The sequence below is a fragment of the Streptomyces sp. NPDC005492 genome (genome assembly GCF_040605995.1).
GTDB lineage: Bacteria > Actinomycetota > Actinomycetes > Streptomycetales > Streptomycetaceae > Streptomyces.
The window spans coordinates 207,762-222,848 of sequence record NZ_JBEXDX010000008.1; the positions used below are offsets into that span (position 1 = coordinate 207,762).

General features: G+C 69.5%; 17 protein-coding genes and 3 tRNA genes. 16 read left to right on the plus strand and 4 right to left on the minus strand.

What is annotated here, in order from left to right:
* Positions 1–3: 3 nt before the first annotated feature.
* The 6 genes from ABZT04_RS14230 (at position 4) to ABZT04_RS14255 (ending at position 6,341) form a co-directional block, all read left to right on the plus strand.
* Entirely contained in the window at positions 4–1,578 is a 1,575-nt protein-coding gene (locus ABZT04_RS14230; RefSeq protein ID WP_356056476.1) for an NADH-quinone oxidoreductase subunit M, read from the plus strand.
* Positions 1,575–3,098, plus strand: a complete 1,524-nt coding sequence (locus ABZT04_RS14235; protein ID WP_356056477.1) for an NADH-quinone oxidoreductase subunit N — start codon at positions 1,575–1,577, stop codon at positions 3,096–3,098. Before ABZT04_RS14230 ends, ABZT04_RS14235 begins: the two co-directional genes overlap by 4 nt.
* Positions 3,099–3,288: 190 nt before the next feature.
* Positions 3,289–4,152: a zinc metalloprotease HtpX gene (gene htpX / locus ABZT04_RS14240; protein WP_356056478.1), complete on the plus strand. Its 864-nt coding sequence runs from the start codon at positions 3,289–3,291 to the stop codon at positions 4,150–4,152.
* The gene (locus tag ABZT04_RS14245) at positions 4,149–4,541 is read left to right on the plus strand and encodes a YccF domain-containing protein (protein ID WP_356056479.1); all 393 of its coding nucleotides are present in this window, start codon (positions 4,149–4,151) and stop codon (positions 4,539–4,541) included. The genes htpX and ABZT04_RS14245 overlap by 4 nt, the downstream gene beginning before the upstream one ends.
* 12 nt (positions 4,542–4,553) lie before the next feature.
* Positions 4,554–5,711, plus strand: a complete 1,158-nt coding sequence (locus ABZT04_RS14250) for a barstar family protein (protein ID WP_356056480.1) — start codon at positions 4,554–4,556, stop codon at positions 5,709–5,711.
* A gap of 363 nt (positions 5,712–6,074) precedes the next feature.
* The gene (locus tag ABZT04_RS14255; RefSeq protein ID WP_019061143.1) at positions 6,075–6,341 is read left to right on the plus strand and encodes a GlsB/YeaQ/YmgE family stress response membrane protein; all 267 of its coding nucleotides are present in this window, start codon (positions 6,075–6,077) and stop codon (positions 6,339–6,341) included.
* A gap of 96 nt (positions 6,342–6,437) precedes the next feature.
* Here ABZT04_RS14255 and ABZT04_RS14260 read toward each other — a convergent pair whose 3' ends face one another.
* Positions 6,438–6,926, minus strand: coding sequence for a YajQ family cyclic di-GMP-binding protein (locus ABZT04_RS14260; RefSeq protein WP_043682730.1), 489 nt, complete (start codon positions 6,924–6,926; stop codon positions 6,438–6,440).
* Positions 6,927–7,159: 233 nt separating this feature from the next.
* Here ABZT04_RS14260 and ABZT04_RS14265 point away from each other — a divergent pair.
* From ABZT04_RS14265 to ABZT04_RS14275, 3 genes are all read left to right on the plus strand, one after another.
* A tRNA-Tyr gene (locus ABZT04_RS14265) sits at positions 7,160–7,241 on the plus strand.
* Between the two features lie 227 nt (positions 7,242–7,468).
* On the plus strand, positions 7,469–8,290 hold the full coding sequence (locus ABZT04_RS14270; RefSeq protein WP_356056481.1) for a polysaccharide lyase family 7 protein: 822 nt from the start codon (positions 7,469–7,471) through the stop codon (positions 8,288–8,290).
* A gap of 45 nt (positions 8,291–8,335) precedes the next feature.
* Complete coding sequence (locus ABZT04_RS14275) at positions 8,336–8,548, plus strand: hypothetical protein (RefSeq protein ID WP_356056482.1); 213 nt, start codon at positions 8,336–8,338, stop codon at positions 8,546–8,548.
* A 29-nt stretch (positions 8,549–8,577) separates the two neighbouring features.
* Here ABZT04_RS14275 and ABZT04_RS14280 read toward each other — a convergent pair whose 3' ends face one another.
* Together ABZT04_RS14280 and ABZT04_RS14285 are read right to left on the minus strand one after the other, a co-directional pair.
* Complete coding sequence (locus tag ABZT04_RS14280; protein ID WP_356056483.1) at positions 8,578–9,234, minus strand: NAD(P)H-binding protein; 657 nt, start codon at positions 9,232–9,234, stop codon at positions 8,578–8,580.
* A gap of 143 nt (positions 9,235–9,377) precedes the next feature.
* Complete coding sequence (locus tag ABZT04_RS14285) at positions 9,378–10,637, minus strand: amidohydrolase family protein (protein WP_356056485.1); 1,260 nt, start codon at positions 10,635–10,637, stop codon at positions 9,378–9,380.
* Positions 10,638–10,903: 266 nt separating this feature from the next.
* On the opposite strand from ABZT04_RS14285, the gene ABZT04_RS14290 reads away from it, so the two are divergent.
* The 5 genes from ABZT04_RS14290 to ABZT04_RS14310 all read left to right on the plus strand — a co-directional run bounded on the left by ABZT04_RS14290 (position 10,904) and on the right by ABZT04_RS14310 (position 12,327).
* A tRNA-Thr gene (locus ABZT04_RS14290) sits at positions 10,904–10,976 on the plus strand.
* A gap of 46 nt (positions 10,977–11,022) precedes the next feature.
* A tRNA-Met gene (locus ABZT04_RS14295) sits at positions 11,023–11,095 on the plus strand.
* Positions 11,096–11,183: 88 nt separating this feature from the next.
* On the plus strand, positions 11,184–11,348 hold the full coding sequence (gene rpmG / locus ABZT04_RS14300) for a 50S ribosomal protein L33 (RefSeq protein WP_003948671.1): 165 nt from the start codon (positions 11,184–11,186) through the stop codon (positions 11,346–11,348).
* Positions 11,349–11,444: 96 nt separating this feature from the next.
* Entirely contained in the window at positions 11,445–11,897 is a 453-nt protein-coding gene (locus tag ABZT04_RS14305; RefSeq protein WP_356056487.1) for a MaoC family dehydratase N-terminal domain-containing protein, read from the plus strand.
* Between the two features lies 1 nt (position 11,898).
* A complete protein-coding gene (locus ABZT04_RS14310) occupies positions 11,899–12,327 on the plus strand; it encodes a MaoC family dehydratase (RefSeq protein ID WP_356056489.1) in 429 nt (142 codons plus the stop codon).
* Between the two features lie 64 nt (positions 12,328–12,391).
* On the opposite strand, the gene ABZT04_RS14315 is transcribed toward ABZT04_RS14310, so the two are convergent.
* Entirely contained in the window at positions 12,392–12,652 is a 261-nt protein-coding gene (locus ABZT04_RS14315; protein ID WP_356056490.1) for a hypothetical protein, read from the minus strand.
* A gap of 83 nt (positions 12,653–12,735) precedes the next feature.
* Here ABZT04_RS14315 and ABZT04_RS14320 point away from each other — a divergent pair, with 83 nt between their 5' ends.
* Both ABZT04_RS14320 and ABZT04_RS14325 read left to right on the plus strand, forming a co-directional pair.
* Positions 12,736–13,308 (plus strand): TetR/AcrR family transcriptional regulator, encoded by a 573-nt coding sequence (locus ABZT04_RS14320; protein ID WP_356056492.1) that lies wholly within the window; start codon positions 12,736–12,738, stop codon positions 13,306–13,308.
* A 102-nt stretch (positions 13,309–13,410) separates the two neighbouring features.
* On the plus strand, positions 13,411–14,874 hold the full coding sequence (locus ABZT04_RS14325) for an MFS transporter (RefSeq protein ID WP_356056493.1): 1,464 nt from the start codon (positions 13,411–13,413) through the stop codon (positions 14,872–14,874).
* Positions 14,875–15,087 lie beyond the last annotated feature (213 nt).

Here is a 15,087-nt window from a genome sequence, read left to right on the forward strand (position 1 = left end):
GGCGTGATCGATATCAACGAGTCCGTGATGCAGGTCCTTCTGGCGTTCGTCGTCGTCGGCCCGCTCCTCGGCGCCGTCGCCGCCCTGCTGCCCGCCCCGCCCGGGCTGAAGGGGAAGTCACCCGAACAGGCCGTACTGCGGCACGGCGTCACCGTGACCGGCGTGGTCCTCATCGCCGCGATCGTCCTCGCGCTCGGCTTCGACCACGACCATCCGTCGAAGATGCAGGCCACGACCGACATCAGTTGGATCCCCGCACTTGACGTGCGCATCCACCTCGGCATCGACGGCATCTCCCTCCCCCTCCTGGTCCTGACCGCGCTGCTGACCTTTCTCTGCGCGCTCTACTCCTACTTCAAAATGCCTGCGGGCCCGTCTCCGAAGGCCTTCGTCGCCCTGCTGCTCGTCATGGAGTCCGGCACCCTCGCCACCTTCGCCGTCCTCGACCTGATCCTCTTCTTCCTCGCCTTCGAGACGGTCCTCATCCCGATGTACTTCCTCATCGCCCGCTGGGGCGGTGCCCAACGGACCCAGGCCGCCTGGAAGTTCATCCTCTTCACGCTGCTCGGCTCCGTCGTCATGCTGCTCGGCCTGCTCCTGATCGGAATCAAGGCGGGCACATTCGACATGGTGTCACTCGCCACTGACAACGGCCGGTCGCTGACCACATCCGTGCAGGTCATCGCGGTTCTGGCGATCGGGATCGGGCTCGCGGTCAAGACGCCGATGTGGCCGCTGCACAGTTGGCTGCCCGACGCCCACACCGCCGCGCCGACCGTCGGCTCGGTCCTGCTGGCCGGTGTGCTGCTGAAGATGGGCACGTACGGGTTCGTCCGCATCCTGCTGCCGGTCGCGCCGGACGGCATGCGCACCTTCGCGCCCTATCTCGCCGCCTTCGCCGTCGTCGGGATCATCTACGGCTCCCTGGCCTGCCTCGCCCTCGCCAAACGGGGCGCGAAGGGCGACCTCAAGCGCCTCATCGCCTACTCCTCCGTCGGCCACATGGGCTTCGTCCTGCTCGGCATCTCGACGATGACCCCGACCGGCGTGAACGGCGCGCTGTTCGCCAACATCGCCCACGGCCTCATCACCGGCCTGCTCTTCTTCCTCGTCGGCGCCCTCAAGGACCGCACGGGCACGACCGACCTGGACACCCTGGCCGAGGAGACCGGGGCGGCCCTCTACGGCAAGGCCCCACGCCTCGGCGGGCTGCTCGCGTTCGCCGCCGTCGCCTCGCTCGGACTTCCCGGACTCGCCGGATTCTGGGGCGAGATGCTGGCGCTGTTCGGCGCGTTCAAGCCCGCCGCCGACCTCAGCCACCCGGCCTTCCTCTCCTTCATGGCCATCGCGGCCTTCGGCACCCTCCTGACCGCCGCCTACATGCTCGCCGTGGTCCGCCGCGTCTGCATGGGCGCCGTCGCGCAGGAAGCGCCAAAACTCGCTGACGTGCAGACGTACGAGTTCGCGGCCTGGACCCCGCTCGTCGTCCTCACCGTCGCCGCCGGCCTGTGGCCGAAGGCGCTCCTTGGCCTGACCGACCCTGCCGTGCAGCAACTCCTCGCGGGAGGCACCCGATGAGCCCCCTGGCCCAGCCCCTGGCGGAGTCGGCGGTCCAGTCCGTCGACTGGCTCGCGATCGCACCGCCCACCATCACGGCGGTCGTCGGCCTGGTGGTCCTCGTCGCCGACCTGTTCCTCCAGGACGCCAAAAAGGCGCTCCTGGGCTGGGTGTCGGTCGCGGGCCTGGCCGCCTCCGCCCTGATGCTGCTGCCCCTCCTGGACGGCGACCGCGCCACCTTCTGCCTGACCGGCGACGCGACGGCCTGCAGCTATACGGCGGATCGCTTCACCCTGGTCATCCAGCTCCTGGTCCTCGGCGGCGCGCTCCTCGCGGCCCTCCTGTCGGTCACCGCCCTGAAGGACGCCAACAGGGGACTCCCCGAAGGGGAGTACTGGTTCCTGCTGTTGTCCTCCGCCGCGGGCGCCGCCCTCCTGCCCGCCTCCCGCGACCTCGCTACCCTGATCGTCGCCCTGGAGGTCGCCTCCCTGCCCGCGTTCGCCCTTGTCGGCATCCGGCACGGCGACAAGAAGTCCGCCGAAGCGGCCCTGAAGTTCTTCCTGTCCTCGGTCACCGCGACCGCGGTCAGCCTGATGGGCGTCAGCTTCGTGTACGCCACCACGGGCACCCTGTACCTCACCCGGATCGCCGACCGCATCCAGCACGTCGACGGCCAGTTCCACACCCTCGCCCAGACCGGCGTCGTCCTCACCCTCGTCGGCTTCGCCTTCAAGACGGCCGCCGTCCCCTTCCACTTCTGGGTACCCGACACCTACGTGGGAGCGCCCCTCCCGATCGCCGCCTACTTGTCGGTCGTCGGCAAGGCGGTCGGCTTCTCCGGCCTGATCCTCGTCACCGTCGTCGCCTTCCCCTCGTACGCCGACGTATGGGGCCCGGCGCTCGCCGCGCTGGCCGCCCTCACCATGACGGTCGGCAACCTGGGCGCCCTGCGCCAACAGGCCACGCGCGCGTACAGCGCGGTACGGCTGCTCGCCTGGTCCTCCGTCGGCCAGGCCGGCTACCTCCTGGTGCCGATCGCCGCCGCCGCGTACGGCGACGACGCCCAGAAGTCGATCGGTTCCACCGTCGCCTACGCCCTCATGTACGCGGCCGTGAACCTCGGCGCCTTCGCGGTGGCCGCGCTGGTGGGCCGTAGCAGAGTCCTCAACCGCATCAGCGACTACCGCGGCCTGTACGCGTCGAACCCCGTGGCCGCCCTGCTCCTGGCCTTCTTCCTGCTGTGCCTCGCCGGACTGCCACCGGGTGTCATCGGTCTCTTCGCGAAGGTCACCGTGTTCTCGGCGGCCGTCGACGCGGGCCTGGGCTGGCTGGCCGTCGTCATGGCCGTCAACGTGGTGATCGCGCTCTTCTACTACCTCCAGTGGACAGCCCTGCTGTTCCGCGCTCCTGAGGGCGAGTACGGCAGGCACCGCGTCCCCGCACCCCTCACCGCCGCGATCGCCCTCACCGGAGCCCTCGGAATCGCCCTCTCCGGAGCACCCCAGTTGGTCCTGCGCTTCGCCGCCACTGGACTCTTCTGAGCCACCGGCACATACCACCGTCCTCACCCGGACGGCCCACGCCCGCCGCCGCACGCACAAGGGAACTAGAGCCCCCCGCCTGGCGTTGACCAGTACGGAAGGGTCCACTGGACGTGACACCACGACACCGGTGGGCATCAGAGATCAGCAAGCAAAGGGTTCCCCCGCCGCACGATTTGGAGGGCGTACCGTGCACCGCCGGCACAACGGGCTCAGGACCGCAGTTCTCCTCGGGGGACTGTCCGCACTCATCATCGTCATCGGCAGCTTCTTCGGCCGCGTGGGGCTCGTCGTAGCGGTCGTGATCGCGCTGGGCACGAACGCGTACGCGTACTGGAACAGCGACAAACTGGCGCTACGCGCGATGCGTGCCCGCCCGGTGAGCGAGTTCGAGGCCCCCGCCCTGTACCGGATGGTCCGCGAGCTCTCCACCCAGGCCCGCCAGCCCATGCCGCGCCTGTACATCTCGCCCACGGAGGCCCCCAACGCCTTCGCGACGGGCCGCAATCCGCGCAACGCCGCCGTGTGCTGCACGGAGGGCATCATGCGCATCCTGGACGAGCGCGAGCTGCGCGGAGTCATCGGCCATGAACTCAGCCATGTCTACAACCGCGACATCCTGATCTCGTCGGTCGCCGGTGCCCTAGCCTCGGTGATCATGTTTCTGGTCAACTTCGCCTGGCTGATTCCGATCGGCCGCTCGAACGACGACGACGGGCCCGGCATCCTGGGCATGCTGATGATCATGATCCTGGGGCCTCTCGCCGCCAGCCTCATCCAGTTGGCCATCAGCCGCTCCAGGGAGTACGAGGCCGACGCGTCCGGCGCCCAGCTCACCGGTGACCCCCTCGCGCTCGCGAGCGCGCTGCGCAAGCTCGACGCGGGCACCAAGCAGCTCCCGCTGCCCCCGGAGCCCCGCATCGAGACCGCGAGCCACATGATGATCGCGAACCCCTTCCGTCCGGGACAGGGACTCTCCAAGATGTTCTCGACACATCCGCCCATGGCGGAGCGCATCGCCCGGCTCGAAAAGATGGCAGGTCGTCCCCAGTGAAAACCATCCTGAACGTCATTTGGCTCGTCCTGAGCGGCTTCTGGCTGTTCCTCGGGTACCTGTTCGCCGGTGCGCTGCTGTGCATCACGATCATCGGCATCCCGTTCGGTATCGCCGCCTTCCGTATCGGCGTCTATGCCCTGTGGCCCTTCGGGTACACGACGGTCGAGCGCCGTGACGCGGGCGCCCCCTCCTTCATCGGCAACATCCTGTGGCTGATCCTCGCGGGCTGGTGGCTGGCCCTCGCGCACATCGTCACCGGCATCGTCATGTGCGTCACGATCATCGGTATCCCGTTCGGCATCGCCAACTTCAAGCTGATCCCGGTCTCGCTGTTCCCCCTGGGCCGCGAAATCGTGCCCACGGACCAGCCGTTCGCCGCCCGCTGACGGCGGACGGGGGTGGGGGCGCCGAAGTACGTCCTGCTGTCGTACGACGAAGGGACCGAGCCCATCGGCGAGTACGGCCACGAGCGGACCTGGGCCCTGTGTGAGGACGCCACCGACCTCTTCGCCGACCCGCCCCCACCCACGCCGGAGAGGTACGAACTGCTCGGCTGCGCGCCCGAGGGCGAACTGCGCGCGGCCCTCGCACGCGCGCGTGCCGACGGTTCGGCACCGCTCGGACGTCTCGCCCTAGAGCCCCTCGACAAGGGCGGCGGGGGAGAGGGGGAGTGGTGGCTGGAGGACGTACGCGTCGTCGGCGACCGCCCTTGTGCACATGACCTGTCGTTGAGGGACGTCACCGTGGAGGGACGCCCGTCGGACGACAACCTCTACGGCCAGCCGCAGCGCCCACCTCTGTCCCCGGGCTACCGGCTCCTGGGCGCGGACGGCGAACCATGGGGCGGCTGCCGGGTCTTGGCCCACGTCCAGGAGGACGGGCCCGAACCGCTGGAGCCTCCTGTCCGCCTGCTGGGCTGCTCCCCGCGCGGTGCGCTGCGGGCGGCCCTGGACGTCGGGGAAGAGGATCTCGGCCACGCCCTGGTGGTCCGCGTCGACTCGTCCTGCCGGCCCCTCCCACCCGCCACCGAGGGCGAGTTACGGGCCTGGATCCCGTCCGCACGCGGCCCCGGCCTGGTTGACCTGGCCCTCGACCCGTGGTCGGAACGGCCGCCGCTCGCGGCCCGCGAGGTGGGGGACCTGTGGGACGAAGGCCGCCCCGCCGAGCCCGGCCGCTGGGCCGGCTGCGACATCGACGGCCGCCGACACTGGTTGGACACGGCCCTGGCGCGCCACAGCCACGGAAACCCGGACCGTCCGCCGGGCACCACCTACCACCTCGACGGCAGCCACATCACCGACCTGCCGGGCTTCTTCTGCGCTCTCGGCGAGGCGGTGAACGGCCCCGCCGGATACTTCGGCCGGGACCTGGACGCCCTCAACGACTGCCTGCGCGGCCGCTGGGGAGCCACCACGCCCGTCACCCTCGTCTGGCACACCACAGCCGTCGCCCGCACCCACCTCGACGGCACCCCGCACGCCGGCCGGTGCCCGCCGACGTTCGACGAACTCCTCGCGTTCCTCACGGAGAGGCACGTAGACGTCCGCCTGGCCTGACCGCCCGTCACCGCGCGACGCCCACCGCCGGATCGTAGGCCTGCCAGGTTTTCCACAACCGTCGGGTTGTCCACAGGCCGGCCCGACTGTCAGTGGCGCGTTGCACCATGAATCCATGACCGAGAACGAGAGGAGAACGAGAGGAGACGGCGGATGCGGCCCGGAGTACGGCCTGTTGCCCCTTGCTCGGCACCCCGCCGCCGATGCCTGCAACCACCACACGCGTCCGTGACGTCCTGTTCATCGACACGGCGGAACATGCAGCAACGGGTCCTGCGCAAGGACTCGCGAACACAGCCTGTCCGGGCGGAATTCACAGCTCCGGTTCAGTGCAAGCACAGCGTGAAAGGGCAGGTTCACGGCATGGGCATCATTAGCTGGATCATCCTGGGACTGTTGGCCGGAGCCATCGCCAAGTTTCTGCTGCCGGGTCGCGACCCCGGTGGCTTCATCGGTACGACGATCATCGGCGTCGCCGGCGCCTTCATCGGCGGCTGGATATCGGCCCGTTGGCTGGACCACCCGGTCGCCAAGAACTTCTACGACGGTGCCACCTGGGCCTCGGCGATAGGCGGCGCGCTCGTTCTCCTGATCGCCTACCGCATCCTGTTCGGCAATTCGCGCAACTGAGCGCCCCGTGCCGCAGCCAGCAGGCGAGAAGGGTGGGCACCGGCGGGTGCCCACCCTTCCTCGTACCAGCGCGTGGCGGACGCGCGAAGCGCGGTTCTACCGGTAGTTCACGAACTGCAGCGCGAAGTCGAAGTCCTTGCCCTTGAGCAGCGCCTGCACGGCCTGAAGGTCGTCGCGGCTCTTCGAGCTGACCCGCAGCTCGTCGCCCTGCACCTGGGCCTTGACGCCCTTGGGGCCCTCGTCGCGAATGATCTTCGCCACCTTCTTCGCGTTGTCCTGGGAGATGCCCTCCTCGATCGACGCGAAGATCTTGTACTCCTTGCCGGAGAGCTGAGGCTCACCGGCGTCCAGCGCCTTCAGCGAGATGCCGCGCTTGATCAGCTTGGACTGGAAGACGTCGAGGATCGCCTTGACCCGCTCCTCGGAGTTCGCCTCCATGAGGATCTTCTCGGCGGACCACGAGATCGAGGCACCCACGCCCTTGAAGTCGTAGCGCTGCGAGATCTCCTTGGCGGCCTGGTTGAGGGCGTTGTCGACCTCCTGCCGCTCGACCTTCGAGACGATGTCGAAACTGGAGTCGGCCATGTCCTGTGGCTCCTTGTATCGGGGTGCGTATCGATGCGTGTCACTGCGTATCGGCGTACGTGGGGGCAGCCGCCGAGCCCGGTGTAGGCCCGGGCCGCATCCGCATAAGCCTAGCCACCCCCTCCCCTCCGAGCGCCGATCTATCGGGTGGCGAAGCACCCCTGTGCATCGGGTATCGTTTACGTCGTTGCCACGGAGCACCGCCGAAAAGCGGTTCGAGAGGCAGCAACCCCGGCGGTGTGCCCGAGCGGCCAAAGGGAGCAGACTGTAAATCTGCCGGCTTAGCCTACCCAGGTTCGAACCCTGGCGCCGCCACGTGATCGAAAGGGTCTGTGATCAGCAGCAATGCTGATCACAGACCCTTTCGGCGTTCCTGAGGTGTTCTGTCGCGGCCTTCCCCCGCCCGTCCCCCAGTCTTGACGTGCTCGTGCCACAGCCCTACTGTCGCGGCACCGCGTTCATGTTGAAACGCGAAGTTCATCTACGTGAACACATGGGCGTGCGCCAACCGAGTCCACCGAGCAGACAGGAAGGCACCCCCCATGCGCATGCGTACGCTGCTCACCTCCCTGGCCACCGTCACCGCCGTCACCGGCGGGCTGGCCCTCGCGGCCCCCGCCGCGTCGGGCAGTACGGGCGCTGCCCACATCACCCGCGCCGTCGCCTCACCCCTCGCGGATCCGTCCGTCGCACCCGGTGGGAACTTCGATCTGTCGGTGTGGCAGCTCCAGGAGCCGGTGGGTTCCCCCGGCTCGCCCACGACGATCTCGTCGGCCCGGCTCCAGGGGGCCAACGGGTTCCAGGACGCGTACTTCTACACGGACACCCGCGACGGCGCGATGACCTTCTGGGCGCCCGAGAAGGGCGTCACCACACCGAACTCGAACTACGCCCGTTCCGAACTGCGCGAGATGAACCGCAGCGGCAGCGCCGCCGACTGGTCGCTCAGCGGCACGCACACGATGAAGGCGACGCTGCGGGTCGTGTCCGTCACGTCGAACGTCTGCGTCGGCCAGATCCACCTCGGCACGGGAGGCACGTCCACCAAGCCGCTGCTGGAGCTGTACTACCGGTCGAGCGGCGACATCGTCCTCGGCACGGAGAACTCGCCCTCAGGAGGGCAGACACTGCACACCGTGGGCAATGTGCCGGTCGGCAAGACATGGAGCTACACGATCGGCGTCTCGGGCGGAAACACCATCAACCTGACGGTCAACGGGAGCACCACGCACTACGCGATCCCCTCGTCGTTCAACGCCTACAAGCAGTACTTCAAGGCCGGTTCGTACAACCAGTCGTCCTCCGACAGCACCACCAAGGGCGCCCGGGTCGCCTTCTACGGCCTCACCGTCTCCCACAGCTAGCGAGCCCCGACAGCCGGTGCGGCCCGCGGCGGGCAGACTGAGTCCATGTGGTCACGTCGCAGGAGCTGCCCCGAGTGCCGTCGTGAGATCGCCGTCGTGGCCGGGCGGTTCGCGCGGCACGACCCGCCCGGCGCGCGCGAGAGCGGCGAACTCGTGTCCTGCCCCGGGTCCCGCCGGCAGGCGGAACTCGGGGCGGCGCAGCCCGCGTTGGACGGGTATGCGGTACCGGAGTTTCCCGGCCAGATGCCGCTGTTCTAGGCGGCGGGTCAACTGCCCGGCGGGGAGCCTCAGTTCCCCGCCACCGACTTCACCGCCACCGACACGGGCGCGTGTCCGCGGACCAGTTCCAGTGTCAGGCCGGCCGTGGCCGGGGTCTCCACCAACTCCGCGAGCACGGCGGCCACATCGTCGCGCGGGATCGACCCGGGGCCGGTGTGGGCCTCCAGCCGGACCAGGCCGGTGCCCTCGTCGTTCGTGAGCGAACCGGGGCGCAGAATCGTCCAGTCCAGGGCGTCCAGGCCGCGTACATACGCGTCGGCCTCGCCCTTGGCCCGCAGGTACACGTCGAACACGCCGTCCCCGGGGTGCGCGGGATCCGCGCCCATCGAGGACACGACGACATGACGTCGTACGCCGGCCAGGACCGCCGCGTCGGCGAACAGCACCGCCGAACCCCGGTCCACCGTGTCCTTGCGGGCCGTACCGCTGCCCGGGCCCGCGCCCGCCGCGAAGACCGCCGCGTCCGCACCCCGCAGCAGGGCCGCGACCTCCTCGACCGAGGCCGACTCCAGGTCGAGCACAAGCGGTTCGGCGCCTGCCGACCGTAGATCGTCACTCTGTCCGGCGTTGCGGATGATGCCCGCGACCTCGTCACCGCGCGCGGCGAGCAGGCGCTCCAGCCGCAGCGCGATCTGACCATGACCTCCAGCGATGACAATGCGCATGCCTTCGACCGTACGCCTGGACGGCCGCACGCGCCGCATGACTTCAGCCGCGTCCCAGCGGCGCACACCCATGGCCCACGCGCCGGGCGCGCGAACACGGACCCTGGCGCCTCAGGCGTACGCCTCGGCGCGGCGGTGGCGGCTCACGACAACTCGCCCCGTCCCTGCCGGGGCAGACCCAACTCCACGCCCGCCGCCGAGTTGCAGTACTCCCGCACCGCGCTGGTCCGTGCCACCACGCGCCCCCGGTGCACCACGATCCGGCTGTACGCCAGCGACAGCGCGCCCGCGAGGCGGTCGCCGCGCACCGCGAGCAGTTCGGCCGGAAATCCCGCCTCGACCCGTACCTCGGGCAGGCCGAGCGCCGCGCGTGCCGAGGAACTCACCGTGTCGTACGCGTCCTCGGGCCGCACCCCGTGGCGCGAGGCCAGCAGGTAGGCCGCCTCCAACGGGTCCCCTCGGCCCACGGGGTTGGACACGTCACGCAGGGCGCCGCTGCCCGCCGCCACCCGCACGCCGGCGGACCGCAGCAGCCGTACGGGAGCCGTGCCCCGGCGGTCGACGCCGCCGCAGCCGCCCTGCGGCAGGCACACCACCGTCACGCCTGCCGACGCCAGTTGGTCCGCGATCCGCGTGACCGTGTCCACCGGCAGCCGCCCCAGGCCGCCGCACGGACCGAGCGTCACCCCGGGGCGCATGCCGCCCGCGACCGCCGCCAGCCGCGCGAGCCGGGCCGGGTCGGCGGCGTCCGTGTGCAGGTCGACCGGACAGCCGTGCTCGGACGCCACCTCCAGGACCGCCTCCACGTACCCCGTCGGATCGGGGTCCAAATCTGGACAACCGCCCACTACGGAGGCACCCATTTTCAGCGCGTCCCGCAGCATCGCGAGCCCGTCCGCCCCCGCCACCCCGGTCAGCAACCGGGGCGTCGCCACCGCCGTCAACTCCGCCAGCCCGCGCAACGCCCGCCGCGCCTGCAGTACGGCGGCCAGCGCGCCCAGGCCCTGGATGTCCCCCACGCGCACGTGTGCCCGCTGTGCCGTGGCCCCGTGCCCGAGTTGCAGCAGCGCGGCCTCCGTGGCGCGACGCTGGACCTCCTCGGGGTCGTAGCAGACCGGTCCGCCGTTCTCGGCCGACAGGGCGGTGTCACTGTGCGTGTGCGGCTCGGCCGGGGCCGGGAGGAGGAGGTAGCCGCCGAGGTCCACGCGCGCGCCGCACGCGCGCGTGGCGTCCGCCGCCAGGCTGCCGGCCGTGCCCACCGCCTCGATGCGCCCGCCGCCCAGCCGTACGTCCACCGTCCTGCCGTCGGTCAGCCTGGCCCCGCACAACAGGAGCGCTGCCGGATCGGCCGGTCCCGACGAACCCGATGACGAGTGGGACGGCTGGGGCTGGCTGTCGGGCATCGCGCTCCAGGGGCTCAGGGCTTCGCGGGCTCGGCTTCGGGGCTCGGTACTGGGGCTGCGCAAAGGGGCGCAAGATCACGCAGAGTGCGTCGAGCCTAGGACGGTGATCCGCTCGCGGAGGGGAGGAGCGCAATAGTCGTACCGGTGTGGTCCGCCGTACGGGAGGGGCTCCAGAGGCCGCTGTGAGGGCCGCGGAAGTGGCTGGAGCGGTGCCGCGAAACGGATTTGGGTGAACGGCGACCGAGCGTGTAATGTCTTCATCGCTCGCCCCAATAGCTCAGTCGGTAGAGCGTCTCCATGGTAAGGAGAAGGTCTACGGTTCGATTCCGTATTGGGGCTCTGGTGTGAGAAGTTCCCGCCGCGAGGTGGGAACGGATCGCATCACAGCGGTGTAGCTCAGTCGGTAGAGCAAGCGGCTCATAATCGCTGTGTCACCGGTTCAAGTCCGGTCACCGCTACTGACAGTAGCCGATTGCGGGGTCGGTCCTTCGATCGGTTACTCTTCTATGCGTTAATCGTCCCATCCGTTCGTCAAGGAGCACTCCTGTGGCTGCCACCGACGTCCGCCCGAAGATCACGCTGGCCTGCGTGGAGTGCAAGGAGCGGAACTACATCACCAAGAAGAACCGGCGTAACAACCCGGACCGACTGGAGATGAAGAAGCACTGCCCGCGTTGCAATGCGCACACCGCGCACCGCGAAACGCGATAAATCAGGCTCGTACACGAGGCCGCCCCCGCACGTTGGGGGGCGGCCTCGTGTCGTTTGGTCAGCAGAGACATGCGGAACATCAGGAGGTGCCGAGTCATGGCGCTCGACCAGTCCTTCGTGGGGCGGTCCTACCCGCCCACCGACCCCTACGAGGTGGGCCGGGAGAAGATCCGTGAGTTCGCGGAGGCGGTGGGGGACGCCAACCCGGCATACACGGACCCCGAGGCCGCCAAGGCGCTCGGTCACCCCGAGGTGATCGCCCCGCCCACCTTCGTCTTCTCCATCACGTTCAAGGCGGCCGGCCAGGTCATCCAGGACCCGCAGCTCGGCCTCGACTACAGCCGGGTCGTGCACGGCGACCAGAAGTTCCGCTACGTCCGCCCCGTGCGCGCCGGTGACCGCCTCACCGTCACCTCCACGATCGAGGCGATCAAGTCCATGGCGGGCAACGACATCCTGGACATCCGAGGCGAGGTCCACGACGAGGCGGGCGAGCACGTCGTGACCGCCTGGACCAAGCTCGTGGCCCGTGCGGCGGAGGAGAGCTGACATGACCGCGAAGATCGCCTACGACGACATCGAGGTCGGCACCGAGCTGCCGGCCCAGACCTTCTCCGTGACCCGTGCCACCCTCGTCCAGTACGCGGGCGCCTCCGGGGACTTCAACCCGATCCACTGGAACGAGAAGTTCGCCAAGGAGGTCGGACTCCCGGACGTCATCGCGCACGGCATGTTCACCATGGCCGAGGCGATCCGCGTGGTCACCGACTGGGCCGGCGACCCGGGAGCGGTCGTCGAGTACGGCGTCCGTTTCACCAAGCCCGTCGTCGTCCCGAACGACGACCAGGGCGCGACCCTCGAGGTCAGCGCCAAGGTGGCGGCCAAGCTCGACGACAACACGGTCCGCGTGGACCTGGTGGCGATGAGCGCCGGGCAGAAGGTCCTGGGGATGTCACGCGCGGTGGTACGGCTGGCGTGAACGGTCGGCCACCGGCCGGTCGGGATGGGTCGAGGTAAGGGGCGTCTGCCATTGCGGGTGCCCCTTACGTGCGACCCAGGTCAGCAGCACCGGAGTCGGCCCGCCTGGACGTCGCGACTCCCGGGAACCCCAGTTCGCGGACCCGGGACCGGAGGGCTTCGGCCGTGTGCTCGAAGGCGGTCACCACGGTGGCGACGGAAGGGGCCGGCCTGTTGTCCGGCTCCGGGCCCCGGGCCCAGGTGTTGGTGGCCAACTCCGATGCATGGGCGGCCGGGTTCAGTGTCAGGGGTTCGTCCCGGATGTCAGCGATCCAGGTCAGCAGCACCGGAGCAGTATTCCGGCCGCCGTCCGCGAACTCCGCCAGGCCATCCCTTGACTTGGTTAGTGATTGAGTACTAACTTTGCCGCATGGTCAGGATGAGCGCAGAGGAGAGGCGCGAGAGCGTCGTCCACGCGGCGATCGCCGAGTTCGCGCAGCGGGGGTACTACGGGACCTCCACCGAGGCGATCGCCAAGCGGGTCGGTGTCTCGCAGCCGTATCTCTTCCGGCTCTTCCCCGGCAAGAAGGCGATCTTCGCGGCGGCCGCGCTCCGGTGCGTCGAGGACGTGTGCCAGGTCCTGGAGGAGTCGTCCAAGGGGCTGGAGGGCGAAGAGGCCCTGCATGCCATGGCCGACGGTTATGTGCGGCTCATCACGGAGCATCCCGAGAAGCTCCAGATGCAGATGCAGACGTACATCGCGGTGGCCGCCGCCGAGGCGGAGGGTGACCGCGAGTTCGGTGAGGCCGTGCGCAGGGGCTGGATGAAGCTCTGGGATGTCGTACATGTGCCGCTGGGGGCGGACGTGGACGAGACCACGACCTTCCTGGCGTACGGAATGCTGATCAACACCCTTTCGGCCATGGGTTTTCCGCCTCAGCACCGGGTCTGGGAGGGGCTGTATCCGTCGGCCCGGGTCACCGGGCGGCTGGAGAAGTCGTAGCGGTAGCGGTTAAGGAAGGGCAGATTCCGCGTCTTTTCATGACCATCGAAGTTAGTCATCGATAACTAATCATCGGTAGCGATCTCACCCATTGGGGGAGCGATGTCACAGCAGACCGCACGTCGCGGGGGAATGGTCTGGGCCCTCGTCATCACCAGCGTCGCGGGATTCATGGCGGCCCTGGACAACCTCGTCGTCACCACCGCCCTGCCGTCCATCCGCAAGGACCTCGGAGGCGCGCTCGGCGACCTGGAGTGGACCGTGAGCGCCTACACGCTCACCTTCGCCGTCCTGCTGATGTTCGGCGCGGCGCTCGGCGACCGGTTCGGCCGCCGCCGGCTCTTCCTCATCGGCATCACCATCTTCTCCGGCGCCTCCGCCGCCGCGGCCATGGCGACCGGGATCGAGTCCCTGATCGCCGCCCGCGCGGTGCAGGGTGTCGGCGCGGCGATCATGATGCCGCTGACACTGACCCTGCTGACGGCGGCCGTCCCCGCGGCCAAGCGCGGGATGGCGTTCGGCATCTGGGGCGCCGTGAACGGACTCGCCGTGGCCTCCGGACCGCTCATCGGTGGCAGTCTCACCGAACACGTGTCCTGGCACTGGATCTTCTGGTTGAACGTCCCGCTCGGCCTCGCCCTGCTCCCGCTCGCCCGCCTGCGCCTCTCCGAGTCCCACGGCACCGGCGCCCCGCTCGACTTCCCCGGCACGCTGCTCGCCAGCGGCGGTCTCTTCGGCATCGTCTACGGCCTGGTCCGCGGGCCCGCCGACGGGTGGACCAGCTCACTCGTCCTCACCGGACTGTTCGCGGGCGGCGCGCTGCTGGTCGGCTTCATCGTCTACAGCGTCAACGCCAAGAACCCCATGCTCCCCATGCGGCTGTTCCGCTCCCGCGCCTTCTCAGGGATCAACGCCGCGAGCCTGTTGATGTTCCTCGGGATGTTCGGGTCGATCTTCCTGCTCAGCCAGTACATGCAGGGCGTCCTCGGCTACTCGCCCACCGAGGCGGGCCTCAGGATGCTGCCCTGGACCGGTATGCCGATGCTCGTCGCCCCCGTCGCCGGCATCCTGTCCGACCGCATCGGCGGCCGCCCGGTCGTCGCCGCGGGCCTCTTCCTCCAGGCCGCGGGCCTCGGCTACATGTCCTACGTCGTCACCACCGACGCGTCCTACGGCGTCCAACTGCCCGGCCTGATTCTCAGCGGCATCGGCATGGCCCTGTTCTTCGCGCCGGCTTCGCACCTGGTGATGTCCAGCGTCCGCCCGCAGGAGCAGGGCATCGCCTCCGGCGCCAACAACGCGCTCCGCGAGGTCGGCGGCGCGCTCGGCATCGCCGTCATGGCATCCATCTTCTCGTCCCAGGGCGGCTACCAGACCGCACAGACCTTCGTCGACGGCCTGAAGCCCGCGCTCGTCACCGGCGCGGCGGTGGTTGCCCTCGCCGGGGTCGCGACCCTGCTGATACCGACGCGGCGGCGCGCGGCGCAGCTTGAGGCGGTGTCCGCGGGTTCTGAGTCGGCTGCGGGGTCCGAGTCCGCGTCGGTGTTGGAGTCCGCCGGACGGTGAGCCGAACATCCGGTACGCGTGCGTGGGGTCCCGCCAATGTTGGTGGGGCCTCACGCGTGTGTGCGGGGCCGGTGTTGAGAGTTTCTACGGGGGTGTGCGCTCCGCGACGGCACGCCCGAGTCGCTCCGTCCCCCCACCTGCACCGTTCCTGGCCATGCGACCCCACCCGCACTGCAGGCCACACAAGCCCCCACCCCACCGCCCCCCGGCATT